Annotated in this window: 13 protein-coding genes; all 13 read left to right on the top strand. The window is 71.4% G+C overall.

The window, feature by feature from the left end:
- Positions 1–57: 57 nt before the first annotated feature.
- The 13 genes from Aru02nite_RS13375 (at position 58) to Aru02nite_RS13315 (ending at position 16,181) form a co-directional block, all read left to right on the top strand.
- On the top strand, positions 58–1,884 hold the full coding sequence (locus Aru02nite_RS13375; RefSeq protein WP_203657809.1) for a 1-deoxy-D-xylulose-5-phosphate synthase: 1,827 nt from the start codon (positions 58–60) through the stop codon (positions 1,882–1,884).
- A 92-nt stretch (positions 1,885–1,976) separates the two neighbouring features.
- Entirely contained in the window at positions 1,977–2,822 is an 846-nt protein-coding gene (gene hpnC / locus Aru02nite_RS13370) for a squalene synthase HpnC (protein ID WP_203657808.1), read from the top strand.
- The gene (locus tag Aru02nite_RS13365) at positions 2,819–3,799 is read left to right on the top strand and encodes a squalene/phytoene synthase family protein (RefSeq protein ID WP_203657807.1); all 981 of its coding nucleotides are present in this window, start codon (positions 2,819–2,821) and stop codon (positions 3,797–3,799) included. The genes hpnC and Aru02nite_RS13365 overlap by 4 nt, the downstream gene beginning before the upstream one ends.
- Complete coding sequence (gene hpnE / locus Aru02nite_RS13360; RefSeq protein ID WP_203657806.1) at positions 3,796–5,166, top strand: hydroxysqualene dehydroxylase HpnE; 1,371 nt, start codon at positions 3,796–3,798, stop codon at positions 5,164–5,166. The genes Aru02nite_RS13365 and hpnE overlap by 4 nt, the downstream gene beginning before the upstream one ends.
- Before the next feature lie 41 nt (positions 5,167–5,207).
- Positions 5,208–6,266: a polyprenyl synthetase family protein gene (locus Aru02nite_RS13355; RefSeq protein ID WP_203657805.1), complete on the top strand. Its 1,059-nt coding sequence runs from the start codon at positions 5,208–5,210 to the stop codon at positions 6,264–6,266.
- Complete coding sequence (shc, locus tag Aru02nite_RS13350) at positions 6,263–8,176, top strand: squalene--hopene cyclase (RefSeq protein ID WP_203657804.1); 1,914 nt, start codon at positions 6,263–6,265, stop codon at positions 8,174–8,176. Before Aru02nite_RS13355 ends, shc begins: the two co-directional genes overlap by 4 nt.
- Positions 8,173–8,754, top strand: coding sequence for a phosphorylase family protein (locus Aru02nite_RS13345; RefSeq protein ID WP_203657803.1), 582 nt, complete (start codon positions 8,173–8,175; stop codon positions 8,752–8,754). Before shc ends, Aru02nite_RS13345 begins: the two co-directional genes overlap by 4 nt.
- Before the next feature lie 2 nt (positions 8,755–8,756).
- Entirely contained in the window at positions 8,757–9,767 is a 1,011-nt protein-coding gene (gene hpnH / locus Aru02nite_RS13340) for an adenosyl-hopene transferase HpnH (protein ID WP_203657802.1), read from the top strand.
- A 442-nt stretch (positions 9,768–10,209) separates the two neighbouring features.
- Positions 10,210–11,460 carry an ABC transporter substrate-binding protein gene (locus Aru02nite_RS13335; RefSeq protein WP_203657801.1) on the top strand — a complete coding sequence of 417 codons (1,251 nt, stop codon included), beginning with the start codon at positions 10,210–10,212 and terminating at the stop codon, positions 11,458–11,460.
- Positions 11,457–12,419 carry a carbohydrate ABC transporter permease gene (locus Aru02nite_RS13330; RefSeq protein ID WP_373324865.1) on the top strand — a complete coding sequence of 321 codons (963 nt, stop codon included), beginning with the start codon at positions 11,457–11,459 and terminating at the stop codon, positions 12,417–12,419. Before Aru02nite_RS13335 ends, Aru02nite_RS13330 begins: the two co-directional genes overlap by 4 nt.
- Positions 12,419–13,252, top strand: coding sequence for a carbohydrate ABC transporter permease (locus Aru02nite_RS13325; protein ID WP_203657800.1), 834 nt, complete (start codon positions 12,419–12,421; stop codon positions 13,250–13,252). Before Aru02nite_RS13330 ends, Aru02nite_RS13325 begins: the two co-directional genes overlap by 1 nt.
- 9 nt (positions 13,253–13,261) lie before the next feature.
- Positions 13,262–14,437 (top strand): ABC transporter ATP-binding protein, encoded by a 1,176-nt coding sequence (locus Aru02nite_RS13320; RefSeq protein WP_203657799.1) that lies wholly within the window; start codon positions 13,262–13,264, stop codon positions 14,435–14,437.
- Between the two features lie 457 nt (positions 14,438–14,894).
- Positions 14,895–16,181 carry an ABC transporter substrate-binding protein gene (locus Aru02nite_RS13315; RefSeq protein WP_203657798.1) on the top strand — a complete coding sequence of 429 codons (1,287 nt, stop codon included), beginning with the start codon at positions 14,895–14,897 and terminating at the stop codon, positions 16,179–16,181.
- Positions 16,182–16,201 lie beyond the last annotated feature (20 nt).

The following is a 16,201-nucleotide window of genomic DNA, read 5'->3' as shown; positions in this document are numbered from 1 at the left end:
GTACACCCAGTGAGAAGGCACGAACTTCCCTGGTCCCGGCGGTCCGCGGAGGCGGTAATGGCTCTGCTTGAGTCCATCACGGAGCCGGCGGATCTCCGCCGGCTCGCGGCCACCCAGCTGCCCGGGCTGGCCGACGAGATCCGCACCTTCCTCATCCGTACGGTGTGCTCGACCGGCGGGCACCTCGGGCCGAACCTGGGCCTGGTGGAGCTGACCATCGCGCTGCACCGGGTGTTCGGGTCGCCGTTCGACCGGCTGGTCTTCGACACCGGCCACCAGTCGTACGTGCACAAGCTGCTGACCGGGCGGCGCGCCGGCTTCGAGACGCTGCGGCAGGAGGGCGGCCTCTCCGGGTACCCGAGCCGGGCCGAGTCCGTACACGACCTGGTGGAGAACTCGCACGCGTCGACGGCGCTGTCGTACGCGGACGGGCTGGCGAAGGCGTACGCGCTGGACGGGTCGGACCGGCGGGTCGTCGCGGTCGTCGGTGACGGCGCGCTGACCGGCGGACTCTCCTGGGAGGCGCTGAACAACCTCGGCGCGTCGGACCGCCCGGTGGTCGTGGTGCTCAACGACAACGGCCGCTCGTACGAGCCGACGGTCGGCGGGCTCGCCGGCCAGCTCGCCGCGCTGCGCCGGCGCGCCGGGTACGCGGAGGTGCTGTCGCTGCTGGACCCGGACGGCTCGCCGGACGCCCCGTCGCTGAGCGAACTGTTCGGCGGGCTGGGCTTCGCGTACCGGGGGCCGGTGGACGGGCACGACATCGGCGCGCTGGAGGCGGAGTTCGTGGCGGCGCGGCGGTCCGGGCGGCCGGTCGTCGTGCACTGCCTGACCCGCAAGGGCCTCGGGTACGCACCGGCGGAGGGCGACGCCGCGGACCGGCTGCACTCGATCGGCACGGTCGACCCGGCGACCGGCGCGCCGCGTACGAAGGAGCGGACGTGGACGCACGCGTTCGCCGACGAACTGCTGTCGCTGGGCGCCGACCGGCCGGACGTGGTCGCGGTGTCGGCGGCGATGGTACGGCCGACGGGGCTGGGCGCGTTCGCCGACGCGTACCCGGAGCGGACGTTCGACGTGGGCATCGCCGAGCAGCACGCGGTGACGTCCGCGGCGGGCCTGGCGATGGGCGGCAAGCACCCGGTGGTCGCGATCTACGCGACGTTCCTGAACCGCGCGTTCGACCAGGTACTGATGGACGTGGGGCTGCACGGGCTGCCGGTGACGTTCGTCCTGGACCGGGCCGGCATCACCGGGCCGGACGGGCCGAGCCACCACGGCATGTGGGACCTGGCCGCGCTCGGTGTCGTACCGGGGCTACGGCTGGCGGCGCCGCGCGACGCCGGCACCCTCTGCGCCGAGCTGCGCGAGGCGGTCGACGTGACCGACGGGCCGACCGTGCTGCGCTTCCCGAAGGCCCCGCTGTCGGCGGACATCCCGGCGGTCGGCCGGGTCGGCGCCGTCGACCTGCTCCGCGTACCGGAACGCTCGGACGTGCTGCTCGTCCCCGTCGGCGTACTGGCCGGCGCGGCGCTCGCGGCCGCCGACCAGCTCGCCACCGCCGGGTACGGCTGCACCGTGGCCGACCCGCGCTGGGTGCGGCCGGTGCCGACCGAACTCGCCCAGCTCGCCGCCGGCCACCGGCTCGTCGTCACCGTCGAGGACGGCGTACGCGAGGGCGGGGTCGGGCAGGCGGTGGCGTCCTCGCTGGCCGAGGCGGGCGTCGAGGTACCGGTGCGGGTGCTCGGGCTGCCCCGCGGCTACCTGCCGCACGCGAAGCGCGGCGACCTGCTCGCCCGGTATGGGCTGGACGCGGGCGGGATCGCCGAGGCGACGCTCGCCGCGCTGGGCCGTACGGCGACGGCACCGGCGGCATCGGCCTGAGCGATGCGCATCGTGACATTGCGGTACCAGCATTCCGGCCGGGCACCAACCGGCCGGCCGGCCGAGAACCCTGCTGCGACCCGGACGGAGACATGACCGACCCCACCACCCACCGGGACCTCGACCCCACCGCGCAGGCCGGCGGGGAGAACTTTCCCGTCGCCATGCGGATCCTGCCGCGCGAACCGCGACGCCACCTGATGGCCGTCTACGGGTACGCGCGCATGGTCGACGACCTGGGCGACGAGTCGCCCGGCGACCGGCTCGCCGACCTCGACGCCGTCGAGGACGAACTGCGCGGCCACTACGCCGGCCACCCCGCCACCGATCCGGTACTGCGCGAGCTGGGCCGTACGGTCGACGCCTGCGGCATCCCGGCCGACGTGCTGGTACGGCTGGTCGAGGCGAACCGCGTCGACCAGGTCACCACCCGGTACGCCACGTTCGACCAGCTCGTCGACTACTGCACGCTGTCGGCCAACCCGGTCGGCGAACTCGTCCTGTACGTGTTCGGCGCGCACACCGCCGCCCGGGTCGTACTGTCCGACCGGATCTGTACCGCGTTGCAGATCGTCGAGCACCTCCAGGACGTCGCCGAGGACCACCGCGCCGGCCGGGTGTACCTGCCGAAGGAGGACCTGGACCGGTTCGGGGTGGCGGACGCGGATCTCGCCGCGCCGCGCGCCTCGGCCGCGGTGCGCCACCTCGTCGAGTACGAGGCGGAACGGGCGGGCGCGTGGCTGTCCGCCGGGGAACCGCTGCTCGGCTCGCTCCACGGGTACGCGCGACTCGCCGTGTCCGGCTACTACGCGGGCGGGCGCGCCGCGCTGGCCGCCCTCGCCCGCAGCGGGTACGACCCGCTGCCCGGCCCACCGAAGGCGGGCAAGGCCGCCCTGGTGGGTGCCCTCGTCCGTACCGCGCTGGGGAGGCGCGCATGACCGTCCCGTCCGGGACCGACCCCGTCCAGGCCGCGTACGAGCGGTGCGAGGAGATCACCCGCGAGCAGGCGCGGAACTTCTCGTACGGCATCCGGCTGCTGCCGCCGCCGAAGCGCCGCGCCCTCTCCGCGGTGTACGCGCTGGCCCGCCGGATCGACGACATCGGCGACGGTACGGGCAGCGCGGAGGAACGGCTCGCCGGGCTCGGCGCCGTCCGCGCCGACCTGAAGCTGTTGCGCGACCAGGACACCGGAGACGCCGCCGTGGCACGGGATCCGGTGCTGCTGGCGGTCGCGGACGCGGCCCGCCGGTACCCGGTGCCGGTGGCGGCGTTCGACGAGCTGGTCGACGGGTGCGAGGCGGACGTCCGGGGCAGCACGTACGACGACCTGGCCGACCTGGTCGGGTACTGCCGGCGGGTGGCGGGGTCGGTGGGCCGGCTGTCGCTGGGCGTGTTCGTACCGCCGGAGGGCGCGGTGGGCGCGCCGCTGCCGATCGACCGGATGCTCGACCTGTCCCCGGAACCGGCCACCGCCGACGACCTGACCTCCGCCGAACTGGCCGACGTGCTGGGCATCGCGCTCCAGCTGACCAACATCCTCCGGGACGTACTGGAGGACCGGCGGGCCGGGCGGATCTACCTGCCGAAGCGGGACCTGGCCAGGTTCGGTGTCCGCCTTGGACTGTCCGATGTGGACAGTACGGGCGGCGTCGGGTTCACCGACGACCACGCCGCACTCGCCGGCCTCATCCGGTACGAGGCGGCCCGCGCCGGCCGCTGGTACCGGCTGGGGTTGCGGCTGTTGCCGCGGCTGGACCGGCGGTCGGCGGCGTGCACCGGCGCGATGGCCGGCATCTACCACACGCTGCTGCGCCGGATCTGGCGCGACCCGATGGCCGTCACCCGCGGCCGGGTCGCGCTGCCGGCCCGGCAGAAGGCGCTCGTCGCCGCCCGCGCCCTGGTGGGGCGACGATGACCGGGCAGGTGGACGTGGCCGTCGTCGGCGGCGGGCTGGCCGGGATCGCCGCCGCGCTGCGGCTCGCCGACCGCGGCGCCACGGTGACCCTGCTGGAGAGCCGGCCGCGGCTCGGCGGCGCCACGTACTCGTTCGAGCGGGACGGGCTGACCGTCGACACCGGGCAGCACGTCTTCCTCCGCTGCTACACCGCCTATCTGGCGTTGTTGCGCCGGCTCGGCACCGCCGACCTCGTCGAGATCCAGGACCGCTTCGAGGTACCGGTCCTCGCGCCCGGCCGGCCGCCGCACCTGTTGCGCCGCGCCCGGTACGCGCCGGCGCCGCTGCACCTGCTGCCGGCGCTCGCCGGGTACCGGCCGCTGTCGGTCGCGGACCGGGTGGCGGCGATGCGCGCGGCGGCGGCACTGCGGTTCGTGGACCCGGACGCGCCCGGTACGGACGCGCACAGCCTCGGCGAGTTCTTCGCCCGCCACGGCCAGTCCCCCGAGGTCGTACGCCGGCTGTGGGAACTGGTCGCCGTCGCCGCGCTGAACGTACCGCCGGCGGAGGCGTCGCTGGCGCTGGCCGCGCGGGTGTTCCGGACCGGGCTGCTGGAGTCCGCGCGGGCGGGCGACATCGGGCGACCGCGGGTCGGACTGTCCGCGCTGCACGGCGATCCCGCCGCACGGATCCTCGGCCCCGCCGTACGGACCCGGGCGAAGGTGCGGCGGATCGTACCGGTGGCGGGCGGGTTCACGGTGCACACCGAGAACGACACGGTGCCGGCCCGTACGGTGCTGCTGGCGGTGCCGCACCCGGCCGCGGCGCACCTCGTACCGGCCGGCGCGGTGGACGATCCGGGCCGCTGGGCCGGGCTGTCCGGTACCGCGATCGTCAACGTGCACCTGGTGTACGACCGGACGGTCACCGACTTCGGCATGGCGGCGGCGGTCGACTCGCCGGTGCAGTGGGTGTTCGACCGGACCGCCGAGTCGGGGATGCGCGGCGCCGGGCAGTACCTGGCGGTGTCGTTGTCCGCGGCGGACGCGCTCGTCGGCCGGCCGGCGGCGGAGCTGATCGCCGAGCAGCGCGCCGGGATCGAGGCGCTGCTGCCGGCCGCCCGTACCGCGGAGCTGACGTCGGCGTTCGTCACCCGGGAACCGCGGGCCACGTTCCGGCAGGCGCCGGGCAGCCGGGCGCTGCGCCCGCCCGCGGGTACCGGACTGCCGGGGTTGGCGTTGGCCGGCGCGTGGGTCGGCACCGGCTGGCCGGACACCATGGAGGGCGCGGTACGCAGCGGCCACACCGCCGCCGACCTCCTCGCCGGACACCTCGGCCAACGACCGTCCACTGTGGACCAACCGGACACCCGGGCGGCCGTCTCATGACCGGCCCGCGGCCCCGCCCCGCCCACCACGGAGGTTGCCCGATGACCGTGACCCTGCCGGAGAGCCTGGAATCCGTCCGTACCCTGGTCGAGCCCGCGCTGCGGGACGCGGTGGACCGGCTGGATCCGCGCAGCCGCCTGGTGTCCGGCTACCACCTCGGCTACTGGTCCGCCGACGGTACGCCGACGGGCGGGGGCGGCAAGGGCATGCGCGGCGCGTTCGCGTTGCTGTCCGCGCGGGCCGCCGGCGCACCCGCCAGCCGCGGTACGCCGGCCGCCGTCGCGATCGAGCTGGTGCACAACTACTCGCTGCTGCACGACGACGTGATGGACCGCGACGTCGAACGCCGGCACCGGCGCGCCGCGTGGACCGTGTACGGCGAGGCCGACGCGATCCTCGCCGGGGACGCCCTGCTCGGCCTGGCCTTCGAGGTACTCGGCGGCAGCGCCGAACCGACCGCCCCGTGGGTGCTGCGTACGGTGGCGGTCACGGTGCGGCGGCTGGTCGCCGGGCAGAACGCCGACCTCGGCTTCGAACGCCGTGCGGACGTGACGTTGTCCGAATGCCTGGACATGGTGCGCGCCAAGACCGCCGCGCTGTTCGCCTGTGCCTGCTCGGCCGGCGCGATGCTGTGCGACGCACCGTCCGACCTGACCCTGCGCCTCGCCCGGTACGGCGAGCACCTGGGCATCGCGTTCCAGTTGGTGGACGACCTGCTCGGCATCTGGGGCACCACCGAGGTGACCGGAAAGCCGGTACTGCACGACCTCCAGTCGCGCAAGAAGTCCATCCCCGTCGTGTACGCGCTGAACTCCGGCGTCACCGCCGCCGACCGGTTGCGCGAGTTGTACCTGACGGCCGGCGAACTGGACGGCGAACGGCTCGCGCTGGCCGCGAAGCTCGTCGAGGAGGCCGGCGGGCGGGAGTGGACCGAACGCGAGGCGGCACGGCGGCTGGATCTGGCGCTCGCCCAGCTCGACGAGATCGACGCGCTGGCGGCGCGGGCACCGGAGGACGGCGTGACCCGGCGCGCCCTGCCCGCCGACGTACGGGCCGACCTGGTCGACCTCGCACACTTCGTGACGGGACGGGACCGATGACCCTGCAGGCTGAGTCCACTGTGGAGGCCGCCGGCGCGGCGCTGGACCGCGCCGTCGGCTGGTTGCGCGACCACCAGACCGATCCGGGCTGGTGGAAGGGCAACATGGAGACGAACGTGACGATGGACGCCGAGGACCTGCTGATGCGGCAGTTCCTGGGGATCCGTACGGCGGAGCAGACGCAGGCGTCGGCCCGCTGGATCCGCCGGCACCAGCGCGCGGACGGCACCTGGGCCAACTTCGCGGGCGGCCCACCCGACCTGTCCACCACCGTCGAGGCGTACCTGGCGTTGAAGCTGGCGGGGGACCACGTCGACGCGCCGCACATGGCCGCCGCCCGGGCGTACGTGCTGGCGCACGGCGGGCTCGAGTCGACCCGGGTGTTCACGCGCGTGTGGCTGGCGCTGTTCGGCGAGTGGCCGTGGCGGCTGGTACCCGTGATCCCGCCGGAGATCGTGTTCCTGCCACCCTCCGCCCCCCTCTCCCTGTACTCCTTCGGCTGCTGGGCGCGGCAGACCGTGGTACCCATCGCGGTCCTGCGCGCGCTCCGTCCACATCGGACACTCGGGGTGTCGGTGGCCGAGCTGCGCGCCGGGTCGCCGCGCCCCGCCCCGCCGAAGGCGCTGTCCGTACCGGGGCTGTTCCACCGGCTCGACCGGCACCTCCTCGTCGGGTACGAGCGGCATCCGGTGCGGCCGCTGCGCCGGCTGGCGCTGGCCCGCTGCGCCGAGTGGATGATCGCCCGGCAGGAGGCGGACGGCGGGTGGGGCGGCATCCAACCGCCGTGGGCGTACGGGCTGATGGCGCTGGACGCGCTCGGCTACCCGCTGGACCATCCGGTACAGCAGGCCGCGCTGGCCGGGCTGGACGGGTTCACCGTGCACGAGGACTCCCCCGACGGCCCCGTACGGTGGATGGAGGCGTGCCAGTCCCCCGTGTGGGACACCTGCCTCGCGGTCACCGCGCTGCTGGACGCCGGTGTCGCCCCCGACGACGACGCCGTCGTACGCGCGGGCCGGTGGCTGGTGGCGGAGGAGATCCGGCGGCCCGGCGACTGGGCGGTGAAGCGGCCGGGGCTGACGCCGAGCGGCTGGGCGTTCGAGTTCGCCAACGACGGGTACCCGGACACCGACGACACCGCCGAGGTCGTCCTGGCGCTGCGCCGGATCCGTTCGGACACCGCGGATTCGGCCGCCCGCAAGGAATCCGTCGTACGCGCGGTCGAGTGGCTGCGCGGCATGCAGTCCCGCGACGGCGGCTGGGGCGCGTTCGACGCGGACAACACCAGCAGCGTCCCGGCGCGCATCCCGTTCGCGGACTTCGGCGCGATGACCGACCCACCGTCCGCGGACGTCACCGCGCACGTCGTGGAGTGCCTGTGCGCCGAGGGCCTGACCGACCTCCCGGAGGTACGCCGGGGCGTCGAGTGGCTGCTGCGCGCGCAGGAGGACGACGGCTCCTGGTACGGCCGGTGGGGCGCCAACTACGTGTACGGCACGGGCGCGTGCGTCCCCGCGCTGGTCGCCGCCGGGCTGCGCCCCGACGACCCGCGGATCGTCCGGGCCACGGAATGGCTGTCGGCGCACCAGAACCCGGACGGCGGCTGGGGCGAGGACATGCGCTCGTACGTGGACGACGCGTGGCGCGGGCGCGGCGAGTCGACGCCGTCGCAGACCGCGTGGGCGCTGCTGGCCCTGCACGCCGCCGGCCGCGGCGACGGCGCCGAGGCGCGGCGCGGCGTCGCGTACCTGACGGGGACGCAGAAGCCGGACGGCTCGTGGGACGAGCCCTTCCACACCGGCACCGGCTTCCCCGGCGACTTCTACCTCAACTACCACCTGTACCGGATGGTCTTCCCGGTGAGCGCGCTCGGCCGGATCCTCGGCCGTACCGAGGGGTCGGCGCCGTGAGTCCGCTGCTGCTGGCGCCGATGCGGGCCGAGGCGCGGGCGCTGCGCCGCGGTACGGCGCTGACCGTGCTGCGCACCGGTACGGGCCCGGCCCGGTCGGCCCGCGCCGCGGCGCGCCTGGCGCACCGCGAGGTCGTCGTGGTGGGCGTCGGCGGCGGGCTGGATCCGTTGCTGCGTACCGGAACGGTCGTGGTGGCCAGCGAGGTGCGCGCGGCCGGCGGCACCGTCGAACTGTCCGAAGTGGACGGTCTGGCGACCGCGCTGCGCGCCGCCGGGCTCGACGTGGCGGTCGGGCCGGTGCACAGCGATCGCCGGCTGGTCACCGGACGCCGGCGTACCGCGCTGGCGGGGCACGCGCTCGTCGCCGACACCGAGTCGTACTGGTTGCTCGGTGGCGCGGTACGGCCGGTGGCGTGCGTCCGGGTGGTCGCCGACACCGACCACCTCGTGGACCCGAGAACGTTGCTGCGACTGCGATCCGCGCTGTCCCGGCTGCCCGCCGTGGCCCGCGCGCTCACCGACTGGGCCGCCCGGCGCGACCCGGTACCACCGCTCAGGCTTCTCAAGGAGGTGCGTTGAGGATGGCTGTACCGCTGCGGCAGGCCGCACGCGTCGGCGCGTACGTGCTGAAGAACAAGCTGACCGGCCGGAAGAAGTTCCCGCTGGTGGTGGAACTCGAACCGCTGTTCGCCTGCAACCTGGCCTGCGCCGGCTGCGGCAAGATCCAGGAACCGCACGACGTACTCAAGCGGCGGATGCCGGTCGAGCAGGCGGTCGCGGCGGTCGAGGAGTCCGGCGCGCCCGCGGTGTCGATCGCCGGCGGCGAACCGTTGATGCACCCGCAGATCGACCAGATGGTCGCGGAACTGGTGAAGCGCAAGAAGTTCGTCATCCTCTGCACCAACGCGGTACTGCTGCGCAAGCGGTTCGACCGCTTCGACTTCCGCCCGTCGCCGTACTTCCAGTTCGCGGTGCACATCGACGGGCTGCGGGAGCGGCACGACGAGTCGGTGTCGCAGGAGGGCGTGTTCGACGAGGCGGTCGAGGCGATCAGGTTCCTGAAGGCGAAGGGTTTCCGGGTCACCACCAACTCGACGTTCTTCAACACCGACACCCCGCAGACCATCGTCGACGTTCTGAACTACCTCAACGACGACCTTGCGGTCGACGAGATGATGATCTCCCCGGCGTACGCGTACGAGAAGGCGCCGGACCAGGACCACTTCCTCGGCGTACAGGAGACGCGGGAGCTGTTCCGCAAGGCGTTCGCGGGCGGCAACCGGAAGAAGTGGCGGCTCAGCCACTCCCCGCTGTTCCTGGACTTCCTGGAGGGCAAGGCCGACTTCGCCTGCACCGCCTGGGGCATCCCCTCGTACTCGCTGAAGGGGTGGCAGAAGCCCTGTTACCTGATGGGCGACGGGTACGCGAAGAGCTACCGCGAGCTGATCGAGACCACCGACTGGGACTCGTACGGCCGGGGCAAGGATCCGCGCTGCAACAACTGCATGGCGCACTGCGGGTACGAGCCGAGCGCGGTGCTCGCCACGATGGGCTCCCTCAAGGAGTCGCTCCGTGCCATGCGGGAGACGTGAGTAGGACACCACCCGATAACAGACCGGTAACTTCGCCAATACGGCCACGGCGGGCGTCGGATGTGAATCGACAACGCATCGTCACCTTGATTAGGGTGACTTTCGCACTCGATGCCGCCGTACCGGTTGATCTGCTCCCATGTGCCCCATGGGCACAATCCCTGGGCGGGTAACCGACATCCGGCCACCTGGCCTGCGGCAACATCGCGTGCTGGGCGGAAACGGCACGGCACTGCCGGTGCCATGTTGATATTACGGACTGTCGTATCCCGCCGGGAGGTGTCGTCGCTGGTGCCTGTCCCGGTGCGGGCGCGACGACCAACGACGTGGGACCGGTGCTGTGCTGCCGGTCCTTCCGCGTCGGAAGGGAGAGCGGCTCGTGCGGCCACACAACCACCGGGGTCGACTACGGTCCTCGTTGGCGGTGGGGGCGGCGGCGATCATGGCCAGCACGCTTGTCACTGCCTGCGGGTCTGGGTCGACCGGAACCCCGACGATCAACCTCTACAACGCTCCACAGCAGAACCTCGCCGTGATGGTGGCCAACTGCAACAAGGCGGCCAACGGCAAGTACCAGATCAAGCTGAACACCCTGCCCCGTACCGCGGACCAGCAGCGTGAGCAGTTGGTGCGGCGGCTCGCCGCCGGGGACAGCGGACTCGACATCCTCGGCCTCGACGTCACCTGGACCGCCGAGCTGGCGCGCGCCGGGTGGATCCGCGAGTGGACCGGCAGCAACAAGGCCGAGGCCGAGAAGGGCACCCTCGCGGCACCGCTGAAGACCGCCCAGTGGGGCGGCAAGCTGTACGCCGCGCCGTACAACACGAACGTGCAGTTGCTGTGGTACCGCGCGGACCTGATGCCGAAGCCCGCGTCCACCTGGGCCGGACTCCAGAAGCAGGCGGCGGACCTGGCCGCGGCGGGCAAGCCGCACTACATCGAGGCGCAGGGCGCGCAGTACGAGGGCCTGACGGTGTGGTTCAACAGCCTCGTCGCCTCCGCCGGCGGTTCCGTGCTGGATCCCAGCGGTACGAAGGTGTCCATGGGGCAGCCGTCGGTCAAGGCGATGCAGACGCTGCGCGACTTCGCCCGCTCGAAGGCGGCGGACCCCTCGCTGACCAACACCCAGGAGGACCCGGCCCGGCTCCAGTTGGAGGGCGGGTTCGCGGTCGCCGAGGTGAACTGGCCGTACGTGTACCCCGCGATGCAGGCCAACACCGCCGTGAAGTTCAAGAAGGACTTCAAGTGGGCGCCGTACCCGGGCATCGACGGTCCCGGCAAGTCCCCGCTGGGCGGCTCGAACTTCGCGATCAGCAAGTACTCGGCGCACCCGGCCGAGGCGTTCGACGCGGCGCTGTGCCTGCGCAACGCGGACAACCAGAAGATCGCGGCGACCAAGGACGGCCTGCCGCCGACCATCGAGTCGGTGTACCACGACACGACGCCGCTCGACGCGAGCAAGAAGGCCGGTCCGGACAACCCGAGCATGGTGACGGCGTACCCGATGCGTGCGGCGATCCTGTCCGCGCTGAAGACCGCGGCACCGCGACCCGTGACGCCGACGTACCAGAACGTCTCGACGGTGGTGCAGGCGGCGCTGTCGCCGCCCGCGTCGATCGACCCCGCGGCCACCGAGACCTACCTGCGCGACCAGGTCGACAACGCGCTCCAGTCCAAGGGGGTCCTGCCGTGACCCAGGCGACCGTGCAGAGCAAGACCCGCGTCGCGCCGGGCGGTGCCGGCGTGGCCAAGGCGAAGAAGCCGCTCAGCGACGGCAAGCGGTCGGAGCGGAAGCTCGGCTGGCTGCTGTGCCTGCCGGCCGCCGTGGTGATGGTCGTCGTGACGATCTACCCGATCGTCTACTCGGTGATGCTGTCGTTGCAGCGCTACGACCTCCGGTTCCCCGACAAGAGGGGCTTCGTCGGGTTCGCCAACTACGCCACCGTACTGACGAACGAGTTCTGGTGGCGGGCGTTCCTCATCACGATGATCATCACCGTGGTCAGCGTGGCGTTCGAGCTCGTACTCGGCATGACGCTGGCGATGGTCATGCACCGCACCGTGCTCGGCAAGGGCTTCGTGCGGACGCTGGCCCTGATCCCGTACGGGATCGTCACCGTGGCCGCCGCGTACGGCTGGCAGTACGCGTGGACGCCGAACACCGGATACCTGGCGCAGTTGCCGCTGTGGAGCGGATCCGCGCCGCTGACCCACCAGGCGTCCTCGATGGCCATCATCATCCTGGCCGAGATCTGGAAGACCACGCCGTTCATGGCGCTGCTGCTGATGGCCGGCCTCGCGGTCGTACCGGAGGAGTTGCAGAAGGCCGCGGCGATGGACGGTGCGTCGGCGTGGCAGCGGTTCACGAAGGTGACGCTGCCGCTGATGAAGCCGGCGATCCTGGTGGCGCTGCTGTTCCGGGTACTCGACGCGGTCCGCGTCTACGACAACATCTACGTGCTGACCAACGGCGCCAACGGAACGAGTTCGCTGTCGATCACCACGTACCACAACCTGATCAGCGGCCTGAACCTCGGCATCGGATCCACCATGTCGGTGCTGATGTTCATCACGGTCGCGGTCATCGCGTTCCTGTTCATCAAGGTCTTCGGCACTGCTGCCCCGGGTAGCGAGAACATGGGGAGGCGCTGATGGCCGTCGTCACCACGAGACAGAAGGCCAGCTGGTCCGTCGCCAACACCATCGTCGCGCTGTACGCGCTGATCCCGGTGTTGTGGATCCTGTCCCTGTCGCTCAAGGAAAAGAGCACGTTCACCGACGGGCACTTCATCCCGCGCGGCTGGACGTTCCAGAACTTCGTCGACATCTTCCAGGTGGGCGGGTTCACCCGGCCGCTGCTCAACTCGATCGGCATCGCCGTCATCGCCACGTTCGTCGCGATCGTGATCGGCACCTTCGCGGCGTACGCGATCGCGCGGCTCGACTTCCCCGGCAAGAAGCTGATGCTGGGCGCGTCGCTGCTGATCGCGATGTTCCCGCAGGTGTCGCTGGTGACGCCGATGTTCCAGGTGGAACGGTCGATCGGGCTGTTCAACACCTGGCCCGGCCTGATCCTGCCGTACATCACGTTCACGCTGCCGCTGACGATCTACACGCTGTCGTCGTTCCTGCGGGAGATCCCGTGGGAGTTGGAGAAGGCCGCGAAGATGGACGGCGCGACGCCGTTCCAGGCGTTCCGTCAGGTGATCGTGCCGCTGGCGATGCCGGGCGTGGTCACCACCGCGATCCTGGCGTTCATCCAGTGCTGGAACGACTTCGTCTTCGCGATCTCACTCACGTCGACGAACTCGGCCCGGACCGCGCCGGCCGCCATCGCGTTCTTCACCGGTGCCTCGCAGTTCGAGGATCCGACCGGGTCGATCGCGGCGGCGGCGATCGTGATCACGATCCCGATCATCATCTTCGTACTGATCTTCCAGCGTCGGATCGTCTCCGGACTCACGTCCGGGGCCGTGAAGGGATGAGTGTCAACAGTGGCTGAGATCGTTCTCGACCGCGTCACCAAGAAGTACCCGGACGGCACGACGGCCGTCGCGGAGTTCAACCTGCACATCGCGGACCAGGAGTTCATCATCCTGGTCGGGCCGTCGGGCTGCGGAAAGTCCACGACCCTCAACATGATCGCCGGCCTGGAGGACATCTCCGACGGCGAGATGCGCATCGACGGCCGGCGGGTCAACGAGGTGGCGCCCCGCGACCGCGACATCGCCATGGTGTTCCAGTCGTACGCTCTCTACCCGCACATGACGGTGCGGGAGAACATCGGCTTCCCGTTGAAGCTGGCCAAGGTGGACAAGGCGACCATCAAGGCCAAGGTCGACGAGGCCGCCCAGATCCTCGACCTCACGCCGTACCTGGACCGCAAGCCGGGCGCGCTGTCCGGTGGTCAGCGGCAGCGGGTGGCGATGGGCCGGGCGATCGTCCGCAGCCCCAAGGCGTTCCTGATGGACGAGCCACTGTCCAACCTGGACGCCAAGCTGCGCGTGCAGATGCGTACGTCGATCTCGCGGATCCAGAAGCGGCTCGGCACCACCACCGTGTACGTGACGCACGACCAGACCGAGGCCATGACCCTCGGCGACCGGATCGTCATCATGCGGGCCGGGCACGTGCAGCAGATCGGTTCCCCGCAGGAACTGTACGAGCGGCCGGTCAACCTGTTCGTCGCCGGCTTCATCGGCTCCCCGTCGATGAACTTCGTTCCGGGCACGATCGCGAACAACACGGTCGAGACCACGCTCGGCACCATCCCGCTGAGCGACCGGATCCGGCGCAGCCTGGAGGGGCACAAGGACGTACCGCGGGACGTCATCATCGGCATCCGGCCCGAGGCGTTCGAGGACCTGTCGCTGGTGGACGAGAGCCGCGGCAAGGGCGTCACGTTCACCGCCCCGGTGGACATCCTGGAGTCGATGGGCTCCGAGAAGTTCGCGTACTTCTCGCTGGAGAACGCGCACGTGGACTCGGAGCACCTGGCCGAGATCGAGCGCGACACCGGCTCCGAGGACATGGGTACCGCGCAGATCGTCGCGCAGCTCGACGCGCGCTCCCCCGTACGGGAGGGCAAGGGTCTGGAGGTCTGGTTCAACCCGGACTCCATCCACGTGTTCGAGCCGGGCAGCGGCGCGAACCTGACCGCCGCCGAGTAACCGCCGCCGAGTAACCGACACCGAAGCAGCGCAGCAGCAGCGAAGCGGCCCGCCGGCAAGTACCGGCGGGCCGCTTCGCATCTCCGCCCGAACCCTTGCGCCGCACCACATACCGCCGGTACGGAATGGAAACCGGTGCAGCGCAAGCGATACGCCGCGTTCGCGGCCGTACCGGACGGTCGGGCGCACTGCGCCCAGGGTGGCCGCAACCCCGCGCGCGCACCGGATCCGTTCCACCGCACGGCATGTCGACATCACGGCTTGGGCGGAAACGCCAACGGTCTCCCGGTGCCGGACTTACATTACGGACTGTCGTATCCCGCCGGGACCTCGTCGCTGGCGCCTGTTCCGGTGCGAGCGACGACCATCGACGTGGGGGTCGCGGGCACTGACGCTTCCGGCCCTGCCATGCCGGAAGGGAGAGCGTCTCGTGCGGCCACGGACTAACCCAGGCCGGATGCACACCTCACTCGCCGTCGGCGCGACGGCCATCATGGCCGGCACGCTTCTCAGCGCATGCGGTTCAAGCTCATCCGGTACTCCGACACTCAATCTCTACGCATACCCGGAGCAGAACCGGCCGGCCATCGTGCAGCGCTGCAACCAGCAGGCGCACGGCCAGTACACGATCAAGCTGAACATCCTGCCGCGCACCGCCGACCAGCAGCGCGAGCAACTGGTACGCCGGTTGGCCGCCGGTGACCACGGCATGGACATCCTCGGGCTCGACGTCACCTGGACCGCCGAACTGGCGAAGGCGGGCTGGATCCGGGAGTGGACCGGCGCCAACAAGCAGCAGGCTCAGAACGACGCGCTGCCGGCACCGCTGTCCACCGCCACCATCGACGGCAAGCTGTACGCCGCGACCAACAACACCAACGTGCAGTTGCTGTGGTACCGCTCGGATCTCGTACCGAAGGCGCCGAAGACGTACAACGAGATGATCGCCGAGGCGACCCGGCTCAAGCAGGCCGGCAAGCCGCACTACGTCGGCGTGACCGGCGCCCAGTACGAGGGTCTCGTGGTGTGGTTCAACTCGGTGCTCGCCGCGGCCGGCGGTTCGATCCTCAACAAGGCCGGTACCAAGGTGGAGCTCGGCGCGCCGGCGGTGACGGCGCTGGAGACGATGCACAAGTTCGCGACGTCGGCCGCGGCCGACCCGTCGCTGTCCAACACCATGGAGGACCAGGCCCGGCTCGCCGTCGAGGGCGGTACCGCCGCGATGGAAATCAACTGGCCGTACGTGTACGCGTCGATGGCGACCGACAAGCCGGACATGCTGAAGCACTTCAAGTGGGCGGCGATCCCGGGCATCACCGGTGCCGGGCGGGCCACCATCGGCGGCGAGAACTACGCCGTCAGCAGGTACTCGGACCACCCGGACCAGGCGTTCAAGGCGGCCCTGTGCCTGCGCTCGCCGGCGAACCAGAAGTTCGCCGCGATCAAGGACGGCGTACCGCCGACCATCGAGTCGCTGTACCACGACAACACGGGGCTCGACGCGAGCAAGCCGGTCGACGCGAAGACCAACCCGAGCATGGCGACCGCGTACCCGATGCGCGACACGATCCTGGCGGAGATCAAGAACGCGGTGGCGCGCCCGGTGACCGCGACGTACCAGAACGTTTCGACGGTCACGTCCGCGACGCTCTCGCCGCCCGCGTCGATCAACCCGACGCCCACCGAACAGACGCTGCGCGCCCAGATCGCCGACGCGCTCCAATCCAAGGGGGTGCTGCCGTGACCAGCGAGGAGCGGGCCAGT

Origin of the sequence: Actinocatenispora rupis (assembly GCF_016861975.1) — a bacterium.
In the GTDB taxonomy this organism is placed as follows: domain Bacteria; phylum Actinomycetota; class Actinomycetes; order Mycobacteriales; family Micromonosporaceae; genus Actinocatenispora; species Actinocatenispora rupis.
Note: the sequence above shows the minus strand (reverse complement) of the source record. Positions and strands in the feature narration are given on the sequence as shown.

Excerpts from the sequence above, each read along its gene's own strand:
- hpnE (WP_203657806.1), top strand. The coding sequence starts at position 3,796 with ATGACCGGGCAGGTGGACGTGGCCGTCGTCGGCGGCGGGCTGGCCGGG.
- Aru02nite_RS13355 (WP_203657805.1), top strand. The coding sequence starts at position 5,208 with ATGACCGTGACCCTGCCGGAGAGCCTGGAATCCGTCCGTACCCTGGTC.
- shc (WP_203657804.1), top strand. The coding sequence starts at position 6,263 with ATGACCCTGCAGGCTGAGTCCACTGTGGAGGCCGCCGGCGCGGCGCTG.
- Aru02nite_RS13365 (WP_203657807.1), top strand. The coding sequence starts at position 2,819 with ATGACCGTCCCGTCCGGGACCGACCCCGTCCAGGCCGCGTACGAGCGG.
- Aru02nite_RS13315 (WP_203657798.1), top strand. The coding sequence starts at position 14,895 with ATGCACACCTCACTCGCCGTCGGCGCGACGGCCATCATGGCCGGCACG.
- Aru02nite_RS13335 (WP_203657801.1), top strand. The coding sequence starts at position 10,210 with ATGGCCAGCACGCTTGTCACTGCCTGCGGGTCTGGGTCGACCGGAACC.
- Aru02nite_RS13375 (WP_203657809.1), top strand. The coding sequence starts at position 58 with ATGGCTCTGCTTGAGTCCATCACGGAGCCGGCGGATCTCCGCCGGCTC.
- hpnH (WP_203657802.1), top strand. The coding sequence starts at position 8,757 with ATGGCTGTACCGCTGCGGCAGGCCGCACGCGTCGGCGCGTACGTGCTG.
- hpnC (WP_203657808.1), top strand. The coding sequence starts at position 1,977 with ATGACCGACCCCACCACCCACCGGGACCTCGACCCCACCGCGCAGGCC.
- Aru02nite_RS13325 (WP_203657800.1), top strand. The coding sequence starts at position 12,419 with ATGGCCGTCGTCACCACGAGACAGAAGGCCAGCTGGTCCGTCGCCAAC.